At 67.0% G+C, this 16942-nt stretch carries 9 protein-coding genes; 1 reads left to right on the plus strand and 8 read right to left on the minus strand.

Annotation, left to right across the window (positions count from 1 at the left end):
• Window positions 1–159: 159 nt before the first annotated feature.
• On the plus strand, window positions 160–2289 hold the full coding sequence (locus ACQPYH_RS11815) for a CBM35 domain-containing protein (protein ID WP_432890011.1): 2130 nt from the start codon (window positions 160–162) through the stop codon (window positions 2287–2289).
• Window positions 2290–2498: 209 nt separating this feature from the next.
• Here ACQPYH_RS11815 and ACQPYH_RS11820 read toward each other — a convergent pair whose 3' ends face one another.
• Genes ACQPYH_RS11820 through ACQPYH_RS11855 form a run of 8 tightly spaced genes read right to left on the minus strand, consistent with a single transcriptional unit; the run spans window position 2499 to window position 16942 of the window.
• Window positions 2499–3086 carry a bifunctional 4-hydroxy-2-oxoglutarate aldolase/2-dehydro-3-deoxy-phosphogluconate aldolase gene (locus tag ACQPYH_RS11820; RefSeq protein ID WP_432890013.1) on the minus strand — a complete coding sequence of 196 codons (588 nt, stop codon included), beginning with the start codon at window positions 3084–3086 and terminating at the stop codon, window positions 2499–2501.
• Window positions 3087–3120: 34 nt separating this feature from the next.
• Entirely contained in the window at window positions 3121–4875 is a 1755-nt protein-coding gene (locus ACQPYH_RS11825; protein WP_432890015.1) for a sialidase family protein, read from the minus strand.
• The gene (gene dgoD / locus ACQPYH_RS11830) at window positions 4869–6014 is read right to left on the minus strand and encodes a galactonate dehydratase (RefSeq protein ID WP_432890017.1); all 1146 of its coding nucleotides are present in this window, start codon (window positions 6012–6014) and stop codon (window positions 4869–4871) included. The genes ACQPYH_RS11825 and dgoD overlap by 7 nt, the downstream gene beginning before the upstream one ends.
• Window positions 6015–6041: 27 nt before the next feature.
• A complete protein-coding gene (locus tag ACQPYH_RS11835) occupies window positions 6042–8711 on the minus strand; it encodes a right-handed parallel beta-helix repeat-containing protein (protein ID WP_432890019.1) in 2670 nt (889 codons plus the stop codon).
• Between the two features lie 17 nt (window positions 8712–8728).
• Window positions 8729–11371, minus strand: a complete 2643-nt coding sequence (locus ACQPYH_RS11840; RefSeq protein ID WP_432890021.1) for a glycosyl hydrolase family 28-related protein — start codon at window positions 11369–11371, stop codon at window positions 8729–8731.
• A 30-nt stretch (window positions 11372–11401) separates the two neighbouring features.
• The gene (locus ACQPYH_RS11845; protein WP_432890023.1) at window positions 11402–14119 is read right to left on the minus strand and encodes a glycosyl hydrolase family 28-related protein; all 2718 of its coding nucleotides are present in this window, start codon (window positions 14117–14119) and stop codon (window positions 11402–11404) included.
• Window positions 14120–14171: 52 nt separating this feature from the next.
• Entirely contained in the window at window positions 14172–14972 is an 801-nt protein-coding gene (locus ACQPYH_RS11850) for an NAD-dependent epimerase/dehydratase family protein (protein WP_432890025.1), read from the minus strand.
• Entirely contained in the window at window positions 14969–16942 is a 1974-nt protein-coding gene (locus ACQPYH_RS11855) for a glycoside hydrolase family 31 protein (protein WP_432890027.1), read from the minus strand. The genes ACQPYH_RS11850 and ACQPYH_RS11855 overlap by 4 nt, the downstream gene beginning before the upstream one ends.

A 16942-nucleotide genomic window follows, 5' to 3' on the forward strand; every position in this document is an offset into this window, starting at 1 on the left:
CCCTTACCTGGGTGTGCCTGCGACGTCCGTCATCGAAAGAGGAGAACCATGTCACCCAGTCAAGGACATCTATCGAACGGAGTGCGCCGCAGCGGCACTGTCGCCGCGACGGCGCAGACCCGAAGACTGCGCCGTAGGAAGGGACTCGCAATCTTCGGCGTGCTTCTCGTCGCGGCTGCGCTCTTGGTCGGTACGAAGAAGCCCGCGTCGGCGGACACGGCTGTCGAGGCCTCAGGCGCGAAGCAGTTGAGCGTCGACCTGTCCGCAAAGACGAAGCGGTCTGCGGGCGTCGGCCTCGGCGTCCTCTACGGCGTCACGCAGGACGGGTTACAACCGTCCGATCAGTTCATCGACCCGCTGAAGCTCAACGCGTTTCGCAGCGGCGGTTGGTATTCCGGCGGCTGGATCAAGGACCAGTTCACGTTCGGAGCGGCCACGCAGGCCAACATCGACGCGGTCCTCGCCGAGGCGAGGCGGTTGCAGCAGCCGCCACGTCACAAGTTCGAGTACCAGGTCCTGCTCAGCGACGTGTTCGGTTCGACCGGCGGTGCGCCCGCGAGCACCCTGTGGCCGTGCACCAACGGCGACTGCAGCAACTGGATCAGCTTCATCGACGCGACCGTCATCCAGCTCCAGGCAGCTCACCAGCACTTCACCTACGAGATCTGGAACGAGCCGGACCTCAGCATCTTCTGGCGGCCGGGAGTGAATACGGCCCAGTACTTCCAGATGTGGGACAGCGCCTATCGCGAGATCCGTCGCATTGCCCCCGACGCAAAGATCGCCGGCCCTTCGTTCGCCTACACCCCTGAGCGGCGTCCGGAAGAATGGCAGACCTTCTTGGCCCATGCGAAGGCGGCCGGCACAGTCCCCGACGAGATCACCAATCACGACGAAGGGGATATTGACGACCCGGTGACGGTCAGCCAGTCGCTGACCGACGCGCTGGATACCAATGGAATCGCTCAGCGGCCGCTCTCGGCGAACGAGTACCAGCCGGCAGACAGGCAGACCGCCGGCGACACTGCCTGGTACGACGCCCGGCTCGCACAGTCGAACTACGCCAATGCCATGCGCGGGAACTGGATCTGCTGCACGATCCCGAACCTGACGGGGCTGCTCACCAAGACCCCGGCCGGTTGGGCGCCGAACGGCAACTGGTGGGCCATGCGAACCTACGCCGACCTGACCGGGACGCTCGTCTCCACCTCCGCACAAGTCGGGTCGACCGCGATCTCGGCGTCCGAGGATCCCGCGGAGAAGCGGGCCGTCGCACTGATCGGTGACATCCAGGGCGGGTACGTCGCGCCGATGGCGGTGAACTTCACGGGCCTGTCCTCGACACCGTGGCTGGTGCGCAACGGACTCGTCCACGCCACCGTCTATCGCATCCCGGACCAGGGCCCGCTCTTCGCGCGCCAGGTCGTCTTCAGCCAGGACGTCGAAGTCGACGGCGATACGGTCGCCGTGCCCTTCGACTTCCAGTCGAAGCACGATGCGTACGGCATCTACCTGTCCTCGTCCGAACCGCAGCAGGTCTCGCTCGAGGCCCCGAGCGCAGTTCAGGCCGGGAGCACCTACACCGTCCCGGTCACATTCACCAACGGCGGCAACCAGGTCGATCGCAAGGTCCAGACTGGTCTTGCTGTCTACACCGCGGCCGGCGAACCGGCTCCGGGTTTCACCATCACCTGTGGCGGTACGAACGCAGTGGCCTGCCCGAACGTGCCTGCGCTCGGCGCCGGACACAGCGTGGTTGCGCAGTACACGGTGACCACGTCCGCCGACCTTGCTCAAGGCAACTATCGGTTCACGGCTACCGCGGCTGCCAAGTCCGAGGGGCACGACATTTCTGTGCAGAACTCCTCTGATGTGTTGCAGCAATGCGGAATCGGTGATGTGTGCGAGGCCGAGGACGGGACGCTCGCCGGTGGTGCGTGTCTGGCTACCGACCATCCGGGGTACACGGGATCCGGCTTCCTCGCCTGCTTCACGTCACCCGGGGGGAGCGTGATGCAACGGATCGCGGCCCAGTCTGCGGGCGCCTACACACTCGACCTTCGCTACGCAGCCGGTCCAAACGGTCCGGCTGGCACCCGGAGCGCTTCGGTGTCGGTGAACGGTGGATCCCCTCAGCAGATTCCACTGCCGCTCACCGGGAGCTGGAACACCTGGGGCGACGCAACCGTCCCGGTGAACCTTCACGCAGGATCCAACACGATCGCTGTCCTCTACAGCCCCGCCGACGCCGGGTGGTTCAACCTCGACCACTTGGTCGTCACCCAGTAACCGATCGAAAGACCGCGGGCCTTCCACTCCGCCGGCGTCGTCGCCGAGCCGGCCTGCGAACGAGACCGGGTGCCCGAGTCGGGCAACGCCGATTGCGACGGTCGCTTCGGCTCCGGCGATCGAGGCTTCGAACTGTTTTCCGACTGTCAGGGGACCCGGACTCGTTCCGCGCAGGACGGGCATGACCTCTCCCGTTGTTAGGAGTGCGCTCATCGGGGTTCCAGCTCCCGGCGGTACTGCGCGACGCGGCGCGCGAGTGCGGTGAGATCGCCGCCGGCCGGCGCATCGCCGAGGAGGGGAGTGCCGACGCCGACGGCGACAGCGCCGCTCTCGATGTAGTCCCGGGCGGTGGAGATGTCGATGCCGCCAACGGGCACGAAGGGAACGTGCGGCAGGGGAGCGCGGATGGCTCGCAGGTACGCCGGGCCGCCGGCCGATGCCGGAAAGAGCTTGGCGGCGGTTGCGCCCAGGCCCATTCCGGCGACGACCTCGGTCGGCGTCAAGGCCCCTGCCAGGACCGGCAGTCCCAGTCGCACACAGCCGTTGACACCTTCGGCGATCGCGGGTGTCACGGCGTACTGCGCACCGGCATCGACGACAGCGGACGCGTCGGCGTCGGTGAGGACCGTTCCGGCGCCGATCATCGCGGCAGACCCGAACTCCTTGCAAGCCGATTGCAGCGCCTCGAGTGCGCCGGATCCGGTCAACGAGATCTCCACGACGCTCAGCCCGCCCTCGAGCAGGACCTCGATGCATCTCAAGGTCTGCTCGGGGGAATCGCCCCGGATGATGGCCATCAGCCGGGTCCGGGTCAGCTCTGCAAGGAGCGGGCTATCCGGCACGGAACGCCGCCACGGCCTCGGAGATGCGCAGGGGACGGCCGTAGATGCGCAGCCGTTCGACCGATTGGTCGATCTGAACGCTGTCGGCGGTTGTGACGCCGCGCAGGTCCGGATCGAAGCGACCCCAGCCATAGAGGCGATCCGATCCGCCGTCCTGCAGGCGCCCGTCGGCGACGAACATGATCAGCTTCGGCCCGCCGTCGACGATCGCCACCAGGTGGGTACGACGATCCGCGTGGAGCGTGCCGGCCTCAGAGGTCCAGCTGCATTCGCGACGCCCGTCGCCGAGCGTCAGCTGAACCCGATCGTCGTCAACCTGGCGAAGGATCCATCCCTGCCCGACCGCGTCCCGCTGCTCGGCGAGGATGCGACCGGGGCTACCGGCGGTGAGCCAGAGGTCGAAGCTGAACCCGGCCCGCGCGTCCTCGACCCGCCAGTTGCCGCGGCGCAACTGCAGCCTCGGCAGCTCCACGGGCAGCTGGTCGGCGGACACCGAGTCGTACAGCAACCCGTCCTTGCTGACGTTGGGGCTCCACAAACCTTCGAGCAGCACCGGATCGAGCGGATGAATCCTGGCGGTCGACTTCTGTGTCTCCGTGACCCAGAACCGGTCGTCGTCGTGCACGAGGTCCGGGTAGCTCATGCTCGTCTGGGGATCGTCGGCGTACAAGGCGATCTCGGGCTCAGACCATTCGATGACGCCGTCGCGCTCGATGCCGCCGCTCAGCCAGACGGGGTTGCGGTAGGTGCCGAACCAGGTGTTGCTGTTGTTGTGGTGCCAGAGCAAGTAGCGCCCGTCGCCGCAGTCCCAGACGAAGGTGGCGGCTCGCGGGTTCTTGATCGGCAGGCCGCTCGCGTAGCGGGCGAAGTCGGGATCAGTCCAGGTGCGCCCACCGTCCCGGCTGTACGCCGCACCGACGTACCCGACCTCGGTGCGGTAGGTGCAGTAGAGACTGCCGTCGGACAGGCCGACGAGCTTATGCTCCTCGGCGACCTCTCCCTCAGGCGCGCGCAGGCCGACGTCGCCGTCGGGGAGCGTGGTCCAGGTGATCGCCGACGGATCGGTCTCGGTCAGGATGTTCTCGCTGCGGACGACGAAGCCCTCACTGGTGCGTTGCAGGCCGAGGCCCTCTTCGCGGAATCCCCCGACCTTCGACGCGGAGATGTAGACGGCGTCGCCGACGATCTCCGGCTTGCCGACCGACCACCAGAACAGGACCTTGCCGCCGTAGGGATTGGCGCGATCGATGTCGAAGGTACGCATCGGCACGGTGTAGCGCTGCTCCGACCAGCTGCGGCCGTGGTCGTCGGAGTACCGGAAGACCATGTCGCCCAGCGTGTCGACCCTCGGCGTCGTTCCGGTGTCGGTGATGACCTCGCGAAGATTGTCGGTGTTGTAGGTGTAGAAGACGTAGATCCGGCCGCCGGGAAGGACGAGCGGGATCGCCCAGGATGCTTCCGGGCCCTCGCGGGGTTCGACGTCGACGGGTTCGCTCCAGGTCAGGCCGTGGTCGAGGCTGCGCCGGGAGATGATGCGCTGGCTCGGGTCGCCTTCGTGGCTGTCCGAGCTGGTCACGACGCAGACCCAGGCGCCGTCGGTCGCGATGACGACGTACGGCTGGTCGCAGTACCCGTCTGATTGGATCAGCGAGCCCTCGGTCAGCAGCCGTACGTCGGACCGCGCCTGCTGCGGGTCGTCCGGCAGCTGCGGGGAGGGCGGGATGATCTCGGGTATGGTCACCATTCGGCGAAGCTCCCATCGGTGTGCCGCCAGATCGCGTTGCGCCAGCGGTGCGGGTTTTCGTTGGCCTTGCGTACGGCGCCCTCGTCGATCTCGATGCCCAGTCCGGGCCGGGTCGGGCGCTCCACGAAGCCGTCCCGGGTGGCGAAGACGGAACGATCGACAAGGTAGTCGAGCAGGTCGGAGTCGGTGTTGTAGTGGATCCCGAGACTCTGCTCCTGAATCAGGAAGTTCGGGCTGGCGATGTCGACCTGCAGGCAGGCCGCCAGCGCGATCGGTCCGAGCGGGCAATGCGGAGCGAGGCTGACACCCCAGGCCTCGGCCATCGACGCGATCCGGCGTACCTCCGAGATCCCGCCGGCGTGGGACAGATCGGGTTGTGCGACCGCGATGCCCGAGCCGACGACCTCGCGGAAGTCCCAGCGCGAGTACAGCCGTTCGCCGGTCGCGATCGGGATCGAGGTGCCGGCCGCGATCCGGCTGATGTCGGCGGTCAGTTCCGGCACCAGCGGTTCTTCGACGAACATCGGCCGCAGCGGCTCGAGCAGCGGGAGCGCGCGCCGGGCCATCGCGGGGGAGTAGCGGCCGTGGAAGTCGACGGCGAGATCGCGGTGCGGACCCAGGACGTCCCGGACCGCGGTGACGCGCTCGACCAGCAGGTCGAGCTGGTGCGGGGTGTCGATCGGCGTCAGCTCTTCCGACCCGTTCATCTTGACCGCGGTGAGTCCGGCCGCGAGCTGGCGCTCGGTGTCCTCGGCCAAGGAGGACGGCCGGTCCCCGCCGATCCATCCGTACACGCGGACCCGGTCTCGGACCGGGCCGCCGAGCAGGTTGTACACCGGTACGCCGTACGCCTTGCCGGCGATGTCCCAGAGCGCCTGGTCGATCCCGGACACGGCGCTCGACAGCACCGGGCCGCCGCGGTAGAAACCTCCCTTGGTCAGGACCTGCCAGGTGTCCTCGATCCGCAGTGGATCGGACCCGATCAGGTAGTCGGACATCTCTGCGACGGCGCTCTGCACCGTCTCGGCCCGGCCTTCGACGATCGGCTCGCCCCACCCGACGATTCCCTCATCGGTGCGCACGGCAACGAACAGCCAACGCGGCGGCACCCGGAAGGTCTCCACCTCGACGATCTTCATACGGCAGTACTCCTTGGTGGTGATGGGTCAGGCGATGACGAGGTTGGCGATCTTGGCGCGCTGGTCGTCGCCGATCAGGACCGGCTGGCCGCTCACCCCGCTGTAGTCGTTCTGCTGGATCCGTAGCGTGTTCAGCTCGCTCATCCGCTCGCTGACCGGCGACTTCCCACCCACCCAGATCCCGGCCCAGGGGGTGTCGACGATGTGGTTGCCGGTGATGTTCACGATTCCGTCGGACTGGCCGAGGCCTTCGCGGATGCTGTGCACCGCGATAGCACCGGGCGTGTAGGTCCCCGCGCCGCGGTTCGTTCTGGTGAGGGTGTTGCCGGTGAAGTCGACGTCCTTGATCCCGAACAGTCCCCACCCCATCCGGCCGTGCAGGTGGATGCCGGCGAGGTAGGTGTCGGTGATGGTGTTGCCCGACACGGTGATCGTGGTACCGCCGCTGACGCCGATCCCGGCGCCTTCGATCGATCCGGTGACTTCGTTGCTCTCGACGCGGATCTGCTGGGCGTCACGGAAGATGGTTCCGTGGGTCGAGACGTCGATGCCGTTGTCGCGCGGGTTCACGACGCGGTTGTTCCGCACACGGACCTGCCGAGAGGTGAGGATCGCGATTCCGTCGGTCCCGGCATCGGTGCTGGTCACCTTCTCGACGAGCACCGAGCGGCTGGAGTCGACTCGTACTCCGGGTCCGCTCCCGCCTGTCACCTCGAGCTCGGACACAACGAATCCGTCGCAGCCCGAGACATCGACGAGTGCTCTGTTGCGCCGCATCGGTGGCCGAGCTTCGAGCTCGAAGCGCAGCTGGCTGACCGAACCGCCGTTGACACCCAGGAAGCGGACCCCGTCGTGCTCGGCACTGGTCATCACCAGTCGGCTCGCACCGCCCGTACCTCGAAGGTGCACGTTCGGACGGTCAGTGATCGCAAGGTGGTGCTTGATCCTGGTGTCGCGGAACGTCTCGGTCTGCGGGTCGGGTTCGAGCCGGTAGGTACCCGGCGGAATGTCGATGACACCACCCGACGCGGGCAACTTGCTCACCGCGGCATAGAACGCCGGCAAGTCGTTGTGCTTTCCGTCGCCGCGTGCGCCGCAGGACCGGACATCGACGTGGCGGAGGCCGCGCAGGTCGATGCCGGCCGGCTCGTGCCAGGTGTCCTCGTTGTCGGCCAGGCGGATGTGACGGTAGATATCCGTCGTTGTTTCCTGGTCCCCGATCTGATAGCCGGTCAGGTCGCCGGTGACCAGTGATGTCCGCCGGGGCGGGCGGCGAACGACATTGGCCGACGAGGTCAGATCCTTGATGGCGCCGTCGAGCATGACGCTCGGCAGTTCACCGCCGAGGATCGTGTTCCCCTCGACGCTGAGCCCGGTAATGGTCACCGGTGCTGTGCCCAGCGTGCTGACAGCCGTGATGCTGGTCTCGAGGGAGGACCTGAGTTCGTTGCCCGAGAGGGTGATGGAGCTGCCGGTCAGTCCCTTGTAGTGGTTCTGCCCCAACGCGATGTCGCAGTACTCCGAGTCGACGATCCGGTTGCGGGCGATCGTCAGGTCGTCGACCGTGTCCACGACGACGAGCGTTCCGCCGTACCCGCCGGTCGTCCGGTTCAGGCCGAGGTTGTCGATCCGGTTGTCGAAGCCCGAGCGGATGATCTCGTTGTCCGCGATCACCGCCTCGGTGATCTTGCCGCGCGGAATGGTGGCCGGGTCGCCGGCGTCGGTCTGCGGGATGGCGTAGATCGCCGCCGAGACGCTCGACTCGATCCAGTTGTGTTCGATCACCGGCTGGGTCCCGCCGAAGCAGACCCCGCGGCCGCCGGCCACCCGGACAGCGGTGTTGTGCGTGATCCGGACGCCGTGCTGGGTGGCGGAGGCGGGCCGGCGGGTTTCGGGGATGTTCGCGTACGCGTCGTCCAGGCAGTTCTCGACGTAGTTGTAGGCCAGAACGGAGTTCGTCGCGTTCTCGAAATGGAAGGCGTCGGCGCCGCTGTTGCGCACGGTGGAATCGACGATCCAGCTGTCCACACAGTCGGGCAGCCAGATGCTGGGCTGCCCTTGGTCGGCCATCACGTCGATCAGCTGCACCCGCTGGGGGGCGCGGAGCAGCAGTGCGGTCGAACTGTTGGTATGGCGGATCGCGACGTGCGGGCCCCACTGGAACGCCAGGCTGCGGATGCTCGAATCTGCTGCCGTCAGTTCCCACCCGTTACCGCCGGAGGGTGTGCCGGGCACGGACATCGAGAACCGTTCGAAGCAGATCATCGAGGCTTCGCCGTCGCCGACGAAGTGGATCTTGCTGATCTTCTTGAACCAGTAGTCGACGGTGGGCGCGGCAGGTTGCGCGAAGCGGTAGCGCCCGGCCGGCACGTAGACCACGCCTCCGGCAGTACCGAGCGCCGCGAGCGCCGCATCGAACGCAGGACGGTCGTCGGCGATGCCGTCGCCCACGGCGCCGTGGTCTCGAACGCTGGCCACCGGCATCGACGCATAGTCGATCCGCGGCATACCCTCGAGCCCTGGCCGGTCGTAGAAGGAATCGGGCAGGTTGCGAACGGTGCCTTCCGGCGTCAAGTTGCTCTCGGCAACAAGTGTCGCCGCGGCGGCCGCCGGGCCTCCGCTGACTGCAAGAGCGCCGACCGCCGCAGCCGCCAGGCCTGCGGTGAGAACCGTACGGCGGGACAGATCTGTAGACATAGCTGCTCCTCGGAAGGCTAGGAAACGATCAGGTTGGCGATCTTGGCTTTCTGGTCGTCGAAGATCAGTACGTTCTGACCGCCCAGGCCGGAGAAGGTGTTGCCGGTGATCGTCAGGCGATTGAGGACCGTCAGGACCTTGCCGATCGGGCATTGGCCGCCGACCCAGACGCCGGAGAACGGGGAATCCGCGATGCTGTTGCCGGTCACCGTGACGCTGCCTTGGGTCGTGTCCTGGGTCTCCCGGATCGAGTGGATCGAGATGGCGCCAGGCGTGTAGGTCAGGCCGCGGGAACACGCCTGGCTGATGGTGTTGCCTTCGATCGTGACGCTGAAGATCGGGAAGCTCGGGGCGCGACCGTAGAGGTAGACGGCGGCCTGGCTGGTCCCTGAGATGGTGTTGTTGCTGACCCGGACCTCGGAGCCGCTGCTGATGCAGATCCCGCCGCCCTCGGCAACGTCTGCGACCGTATTGCCCACGATCCGCACCTGCTGCGCCTCACGGTAGATCGTCCCCTGCCAGCCGACCTGGATGCCGCCGTCCCGGTTGCCGGTCACAGTGCAGCCGGTGACGAGGATCTGCCGGCCGGCCTCGACCTGGATGCCGTAGTTGTTGGAGCGAGTGCTGCGGACGTTGCTGACCAGCACCAGCCTGCAGGAGTCGATCAGGAGGTTGGCGCCGCTCGCGCCGTCCACGGTCAGGTCCGAGACGGCGCACTGCTGAGCGCCGGACAGGTCGAGCAGGGAACGGTTGTGGCGAAGCTCCGGCTGACGTACGGCGGTGAGCTTGAGGCTCTTGATCGAGCACCCGGTCGTCGAGATGAACCGGATCCCCTGGTGGTCGGGGCTGTCGAAGAGAATCTCGGAGCCGTCTCCGCTGCCGGCCAGGTGGACATTGTCGCGCTCGGCGACCGCGAAGTGATGCTCGATCTTCGTGTCCCGGAACGATTGGTGCCTCGCGTCGGGCTTCAGCAGGTACTTCCCGGCCGGCACGAAGATCACCCCGCCGATCGCGGGCAGCGCGGCCAGGGCGGCACGGAACGCGCCGGTGTCGTCGGCGACGCCGTTGCCCTTGGCGCCGAAGTCCCGTACGTCGACCTGCCGGAGTCCCTTGGTCGACGGAGCCTTCGGCTCGATCCACACCTGCTCGTTGCCCGCGGCACGGATCGACTGGTACGGGTCGACATACCTGACGATCGACGGCGTGGGGGTGAAGCCCCTGATGTCGCCGTCGACGTCGCCGGTCACGACCGGCAGCTTCTCGACCTTGTTGCCCGAGCTCGAGGCGCTCGAGACGTCGCCGCCGATGTCGGCCGCGGGCCCACCGGTGGCCAGCACCTCGTTCCGGTTCATCCGCAGGCCGTCGATCGTCGAGCCGTCGGTGATCCGCAGGCCGGTGGACCGGGCGCCGAGAAGCTCGTTGCGCTCGACGACCGCGCCGGTCAGCCGGGCCGGATTCCAGCCGTCGATTCCGAAGGTGATGTCGTGTTCCTCGGATCCCTTGATCGTGTTGCCGGTGACAGTAAGACCGCTGACCTGGTTGAGCATCGCGATCGTCCCGTGGTACCCGCCGCCCGGGCGAAGTTGCCGGTTGTCGGGACGGAGTTCGAAGTTCGCCCTGATGACGGTGTTGTCCGTGATCACGGCGTTCTGCAGGACTCCCGGACCAGGTGCGCCGCTGGAGATGTCGGACAGGACGCCCGGAGTCATGCAGGTCTCGATCCAGTTGCCGGCTACCGTCTGGTCCGATCCGCCCATGGTGATGCCTCGGCCGCCCGCGATCTGCAGCAGCGTGTTGTGCAGCAGCCGGACGTTCTTGATCGCGTTGCTGTCGGGGTACTTGTTCTGGTCGTGGTAGTTGGCGAAGGCGTCGTCGGTGGTGTTCTCGGACCAGCAGTAGGCGCCGACGCAGTTGTTGGCTCCACCGAAGTTGAAGCCGTCGGCCGCGCCGTTGCGAATGGTGCTGTCGACCATGTAGCAGTCGCGCGCATCGTTCCAGACGATGCCGGGCAGACAATGATCGACCGTCACCCCGACGAGATGCGCCCTGGTGGGTGCGCGCATCAACAGGGGTGAGCCGGAGAAGACATGCCGAACCATGGCCCATGGCGCCCAGGTCATTGCCAGATCGCGCAGAGAGACGGTGTCGACCCGCTGGAACTCCCACCCGCCGTTCGAGGTGTAGGTCGGGGCTTCATGCCCGTTCGCCACCAGCTTCGGCCGCGTGAACGCGATGACGGACGCATCGCCCTCGCCGACGAAGTGAACGTTGGCCATCGGCCGCTGCCACGCCCAGATGCCGGGCACCGGAGGAGGCGGGAAGTGGTACCGGCCGGGCGGGAGGTAGACAATCCCCCCGCCCGTCGCCGTCAGCGACTCGACCGCAGCGTTGAAGGCGGCGACGTCGGATGCGACGCCGTCACCGGCGGCGCCGTGGTCGCGGACGTTCGCGACCGCCATCGACTCGTAGTCGAGGCGGGGCATCTCTTCGAGACCGTCGCGCTGGTAGAACGAAGCCGGCAGGTTCCTGATCCGGCCGTCCGGCAGGAGGTTTCCTGCCGGGGTTGCGGAGGCGCGCCCGGTACCGGCGACCACGACTCCGGTGGCAGCTACAGCGGCCGATGCGGCCAGGAAGGTACGGCGCCTGACAGGGATGGTCATCGTTACTCCTCAGAACAGGGGATGGACAGGTCAGGCGACGGTGAGATGGGCGATCGCGGCCTGTTGCTCGGCGGTCATTAACACGTTGCTTCCAGCAACTGCCGTGTAGGTGTTGCCGCTGATGGTGAGCGTGTCGAGCTCGGACAGGTAGCGGACGAGCTGCCCCGTGGTCCAATGCACCCGCGTGACCGGGCATTCGCCGCCGACCCAGATTCCGGAGAACGGGGCGGTGTCGATGGTGTTGCCGGTGATCGTGACGGTGGATCCGTCGGTGGTTCCAGCGCCTTCGCGGATGCTGTGTACTCCGATCGCTCCCGGCGTGTAGCAGAGCGGGCCGACGCAGGCATTGGTCACCGTGTTGCCGGTGACGTCGACGCTGTAGATCGGGAAGGCGGGGTTGCGGCCGACCAGGTAGATGCCGGACTGTGCGGTGTTGCTGACCTGGTTGTCGCTGATCGCTACGTTCGCACCGCTGCTGACACTGATGCCGCCACTCTCGGCGGTACCGTCGACGGTGTTGTCGTGGATCCGGACGTACTGCGATTCGCGGTAGATCACGCCGTTCCAGCCGAGGTGGATGCCGGCGTCACGGCTGTCGGTGGCCGTGCAGCCGGACAACTCGACCTGCCGGCTGGCCTCGATCTGGAGGCCGTGGTTGTTGGCGTTCTGGCTGGTGACGTTGTTGATCAGGACCTTGCGGCTGGAGTCGACGAGCAGGTTCGATCCGCCGGAGTCGACCAGCGTCGTATTGGTGATCGAGCAGACCTGGCCGCCGGAGAAGTTCAGCAGCGCACGGCAGTGCCGCAACGACGGCTTGTTCGCGGACTTGAGGCTGAGCTTGAGCCCGTCGACCGAGCTGTTGGTGCAGTTCACGAACCGGATGCCGTGGTGTTCGGGGCTGGTGAAGATCAGCTCCGAGCTCGTGCCCTGGCCCTTGAGGAAGATCTTGTTCTTGTCGAGGATCCCGAAGTGGTGCTGGATCTTCGTGTCGGGATAACTGGCGCGGGACACGACCGGATTGATGAGGTACTGGCCGGTCGGGATCCAGAGGATGCCGCCGTCGGCGGGGTCGGCGTAGAGCGCGTCGAGGGCGGCGTAGAACGCGGGACCGTCGTCGTGGACGCCGTCGCCGACCGCGCCGTAGTCGCGGACGTTGAAGGAACTGAGGCCGGTGGTCGACGGGATGATCGGCTGGTCCCAGGCCGTCTCGTTCGCGCCTGCGCGGATCGTCGCGTACGTGTCGACGAACGCTGGTTGGGTGCCGACGACCGCGAAGCCGGTGAAGGCGGGGCTGACCGAGCCGCCGGTGTCGATCTGGGTTGCCGCGGTGACGTTGTTGCTGCTGCTGGCGGCATTCGTAACCGCGCCGCCGATCGACACCGATGGTCCGCCGTTGCCGAGGATCGCGTTGTCGTGAATGTTGAGACCGTCGATCGTCGACGTCGGGCGCATCCTGATACCGGCGCCGCCCGCGCGGCTCATGGTGTTGCCGCCGATGTCGATGGCGGTCGCGGTGATCGTTCGCCAACTGTCGATCCCGAGCGTGACGTCGTACTGCTCGGAGCCGACGATCGTGTTGCCGGAGATCTCCAGGTCGTCGACCAGATCGTGCACGGCGATCGCGCCGTGGAAGCCGGAGTTGCCGGTGCGCGAGCGGTTGTCGGCACGCATCTCGAAGTTGCTCCGGATGAGTGTGTTGCCGCTGACAACGGCTCCCCGCAGTACGGCGTTCGGCCGGTTGGCGATGTCGGCCTGGTCGATATCGCTGAAGATCCCCGACGCGGTGGCGGTCTCGACCCAGTTGCCGATCAGCGAGTGATTGGTGCCGCCAATGGTCAGGCCGCGGCCGCCGGCGACCCCGATCGCGGTGTTGGACTGGAACAGGACGTTGCTGAAGGCAGCGCTGTCGGGGTTGGTGCCGGTGTTCATGAAGTTGGCGAAGCCGTCGTCGGTGATGTTCTCCGCCCAGTTGTAGGCGGCAACGGAATCGTTGGCGTCCCCAAGATTGAAGGCATCCGAGGCGCTGTTGCGGATGACGCTGTCGACGATGTAGCAGTCGGTACCGTCGGGCATGATGATGCCCGGCTGGCAGTGATCGACGGAGACCCTGAGGATCTGCACCGAGGTCGGTCGGCGGCACAGCAGGCCCGTCCCCGTGATGCAGTGCCTGGTCATGACGTACGGCGACCACTGGAACGCGAGGTCGCGCACCGAGACGTTGGTCGCGTCGTCGAACTCCCAGCCCTGGCCGGCGTCGCGGACGTTGGCCGTGGTGCCGTTCGACGGCAGGGCATCGCGCTGGAAGACGAGCACCGAGGCGTCGCCCTCGCCGACGAAGTGGATGTTGTTGAGCTTGGCGGTGCCGCCGCGGATCCACCAACTGGTGGCGCCGGCGGCCGGCGCCGGGAAGACGTACCGGCCGGGCGGGACGTAGACGATGCCGCCTGCCGTTCCGAGCGCGGTGATCGCGGCGTTGAACGCGGCCACCGTGCTGGTGGCGTGCGTACCGTCGGAGTAGGCGCCGTGGTCGGTGACGGACTCGACAGCCATCGTCGAGTACTGGATCTGAGTCATTCCGGTGAGACCGGTGCGGTTGTAGAACGAGCTCGGCAGGTCCGAGACGATGCCGTTCTGGAGGTTGCCGATCGGGGTTTCGGCGCGTGCGGTGCTACGACCGAGGAAGGTGAAGCCGACGGCGGCAAGTGCGGTAGTGCTGAGGAACGTGCGGCGGCTCATCGAAGAGGGCATGGCGGAACTCCCTGGGTGATGACTGACCTGGGGTGAAGTGAGTGGTCGGCGTTCAGACGGACGTGGGCGTCCAGCCGAGAAGAGATCGGGCCCTGCTGCAGTTCACGAGCGTGGAACGAGGTGTTTCGCCTCCGCGCCAAGGGATGTCGAGGTATTCCCTGGCCAGAACGGTGTCGAGTTGGTGGCCGCCCCAGAGATCGTCTGCGGCGAGCAAGGCTGCGTGGAATCCGGTGAGATCCGCATGGAGCGCGAGTCGTACGGCGTGGACGACGTCGCGGATGTCGACGTACGCGTAGAGGTCGGCTGGACCTGGCCCGGTGCGGGCGGGATCGCCTGGATGGATGACATAGGTCGGCCGGAGGCAGATCGCTGTCGCGTGCTGACTGTTGGCGAACTGGCGGCAGGCCTCTTCGGCGAGATGTTTGGACAGCTGGTACGGCGAGATCGGCGCGTGCGGATGGTCGTCGTCGACAGGCAGGTACGCCGGAACCCCCGCGCCGACGCAGCCGAGCGCGTTGATGCTCGAGAGGTGGACCACCCGCCGTACCTCTGCCCGCGCGGCCGCGAGGAGAAGGGTGCAGGTGCCGGCCACGTTGATGTCGTAGGTGTCGTACTCGTGGCCCTTGCGATCGCTGGGGAGACCGCCGCAGTGCACGACGGCGTCGACGCCGTACAGGGCCGCTGTCATCGCGTCGAGGTCCCGGACGTCACCGATCAGCTGCTGGAAGGGCAGCGCGGTTCGGACCGGTGACACGTCGACTGCTGTGACGGTCATGCCGGCCTGGTGCAGGTCTTCGCAGACCGCGGCGCCGATCGCGCCGCGGCCGCCCGTCACCACCACGTGCCCGGTCATGTGATCGCCTTGCTGATCGCATCGGCGACGTCGGAGCCGTCACGGACGAAGAAGCCGGTGTGGTTCAGCGGTACGTCGACTGTGATCCATTGGCCGCCGGGGAGAACGGTCGACGTCCAGGGATCGATCCATTTCGCGCTACCCGGCAGCCAGACTCGGCGCGAGCGGGCCTGATATTCGAGGACGGGGGTTGCGAGGATGTCTGTTCCGCACAGGAACTGGTCATCGACAGTCCACGACTCCTCCTGATCAGGAAAGTCGAAGAACAGCGGACGCATCAAGGGCTGACCGGTCGCGAGCTGCGCGGACAGGTACGGCCGGATCGCCTCGCGGAGCCTCAGGACGGGAACGATCGCGTCGTACGCGTCCGGTCCGAACGACCAGACCTCGTTCGGTGCCCCACGCAACAACTCGTCGGACAGGTCAGGTCTGCGGTGGCCGTGCAGGCGGAACAGAGGAGTGAAGACCTGGAACTGGAACCAGCGGACGATCAGTTCGCGCAGCTCCGGGTCGTCGTTGCCGACCCAGGTGACGAAACCGCCGATGTCCGCGCTCCACCAGGGCATGCCGCTGAGACCGGCGTTGAGTCCGGCCGGCACGACAGCTCGGAGCGCGTCGAAAGTGGCGTCGATGTCCCCGGACCAGATCGCAGTGCCGTACTTCGCTGTTCCGGCCCAGGCGGATCGACTGAACAGCAGGCCGTTCTCTTCACCCGCCTCCGTCAGACCTTCGTGGAAGGCCTGGGCGTTCCAGTGCGGGTACAGACCGGCGACGGCTACTCCCGGTCCGGCGTGGTAGCGCCACTGCGCCGGGTCGGGCGCGACGAGCTCCGGTTCGCAGGCGTCGAGCCAGAAGACCCGGATGCCGAGGTCGTAGTACCCGGTCTTGACCTGCTCCCAGATGAAGCGGCGTGCGTCGGGGTTGCTCGGATCGTAGTAGTGCAAGAAAGCGGGTCCGTCCGCGCCGGCATCGACGAACCGCGACCCGATCGACAGCTGATCGCTGCGCAGCAAGAGGCCGTCTTCGTGCATCCGAGCGAAGTTCGGGCTGCGCTCGCTGACCGTCGGCCAGACCGAGACCATGATCTCTACACCCAGCTCGCGGAGTTCGGCGACCATACCCGCGGGGTCCGGCCAGCGGTCCGTGTCGAAGCTCCAGTCACCGTGATGCTTCCAGTGCAGGAAGTCGATGACGATCACCGACAGCGGCAGACCGCGGTCGAGATGCTCGTGTACGACGTCCATCAGCTCCTGCTGGTTGTCGTACCGCAGGCGCGACTGCCAGAACCCGGTCGCCCACTCGGGCAGGGCCGGCGCGTGACCTGTCAGGTCGGCGTACCGGCCGAGCACGTCCGGGATCGTCTCGCCGCGCACGATCCAGTAGTCGAGCTCGGGCGCTCCGTCGGCGATCCATCGGGTGTGGTTGTGGCCCAGCTCGACGCGGCCCGCGCCGGGGTTGTTCCAGAGCAGGCCGTAGCCGCGGCTGGAGACGAGGAACGGGATGGCGATCTCGGCGTTCTGCTGGACGAGATCGATCACGCAGCCCTTCTGGTCGAGCCTGCCGTGGCGATGCTGGCCCAGTCCGTAGAAGCGCTCGGTGTCATAGGCGTGGAAGGTGGCGGTGATCTTGTTCAGCTCTCCGCCGGCAACCGGCTGCAGATGCCGGGGCGGGACACTTTGCAGCCACTGCTCGCGTTCGCCGAGGATCTCCAGCCTCGAGCTGGAGTCGACGAACGTGATGGTTCCGCGCCGGTCGACGGCGGCGCGGAGCCGGCCGTTGGTGATGGTCGAGCTACCGTCGTCCCGTCGCTCGATCTCGGGGACGCCACCGGGGCTCACCGACTCGAGTGCGCCAGGCTTCTCATCGATCCGGATCCGGCCGTAGGCGCTGCGGACGCGGAGGGCGTCCGGTCCCCAGGCCTCGATCCGGGTCACCTGACCTTGGGCCTGTATCTCCAGTACGTCGTTCAC

Origin of the sequence: Kribbella sp. CA-245084, from assembly GCF_050942355.1 — a bacterium.
In the GTDB taxonomy this organism is placed as follows: domain Bacteria; phylum Actinomycetota; class Actinomycetes; order Propionibacteriales; family Kribbellaceae; genus Kribbella.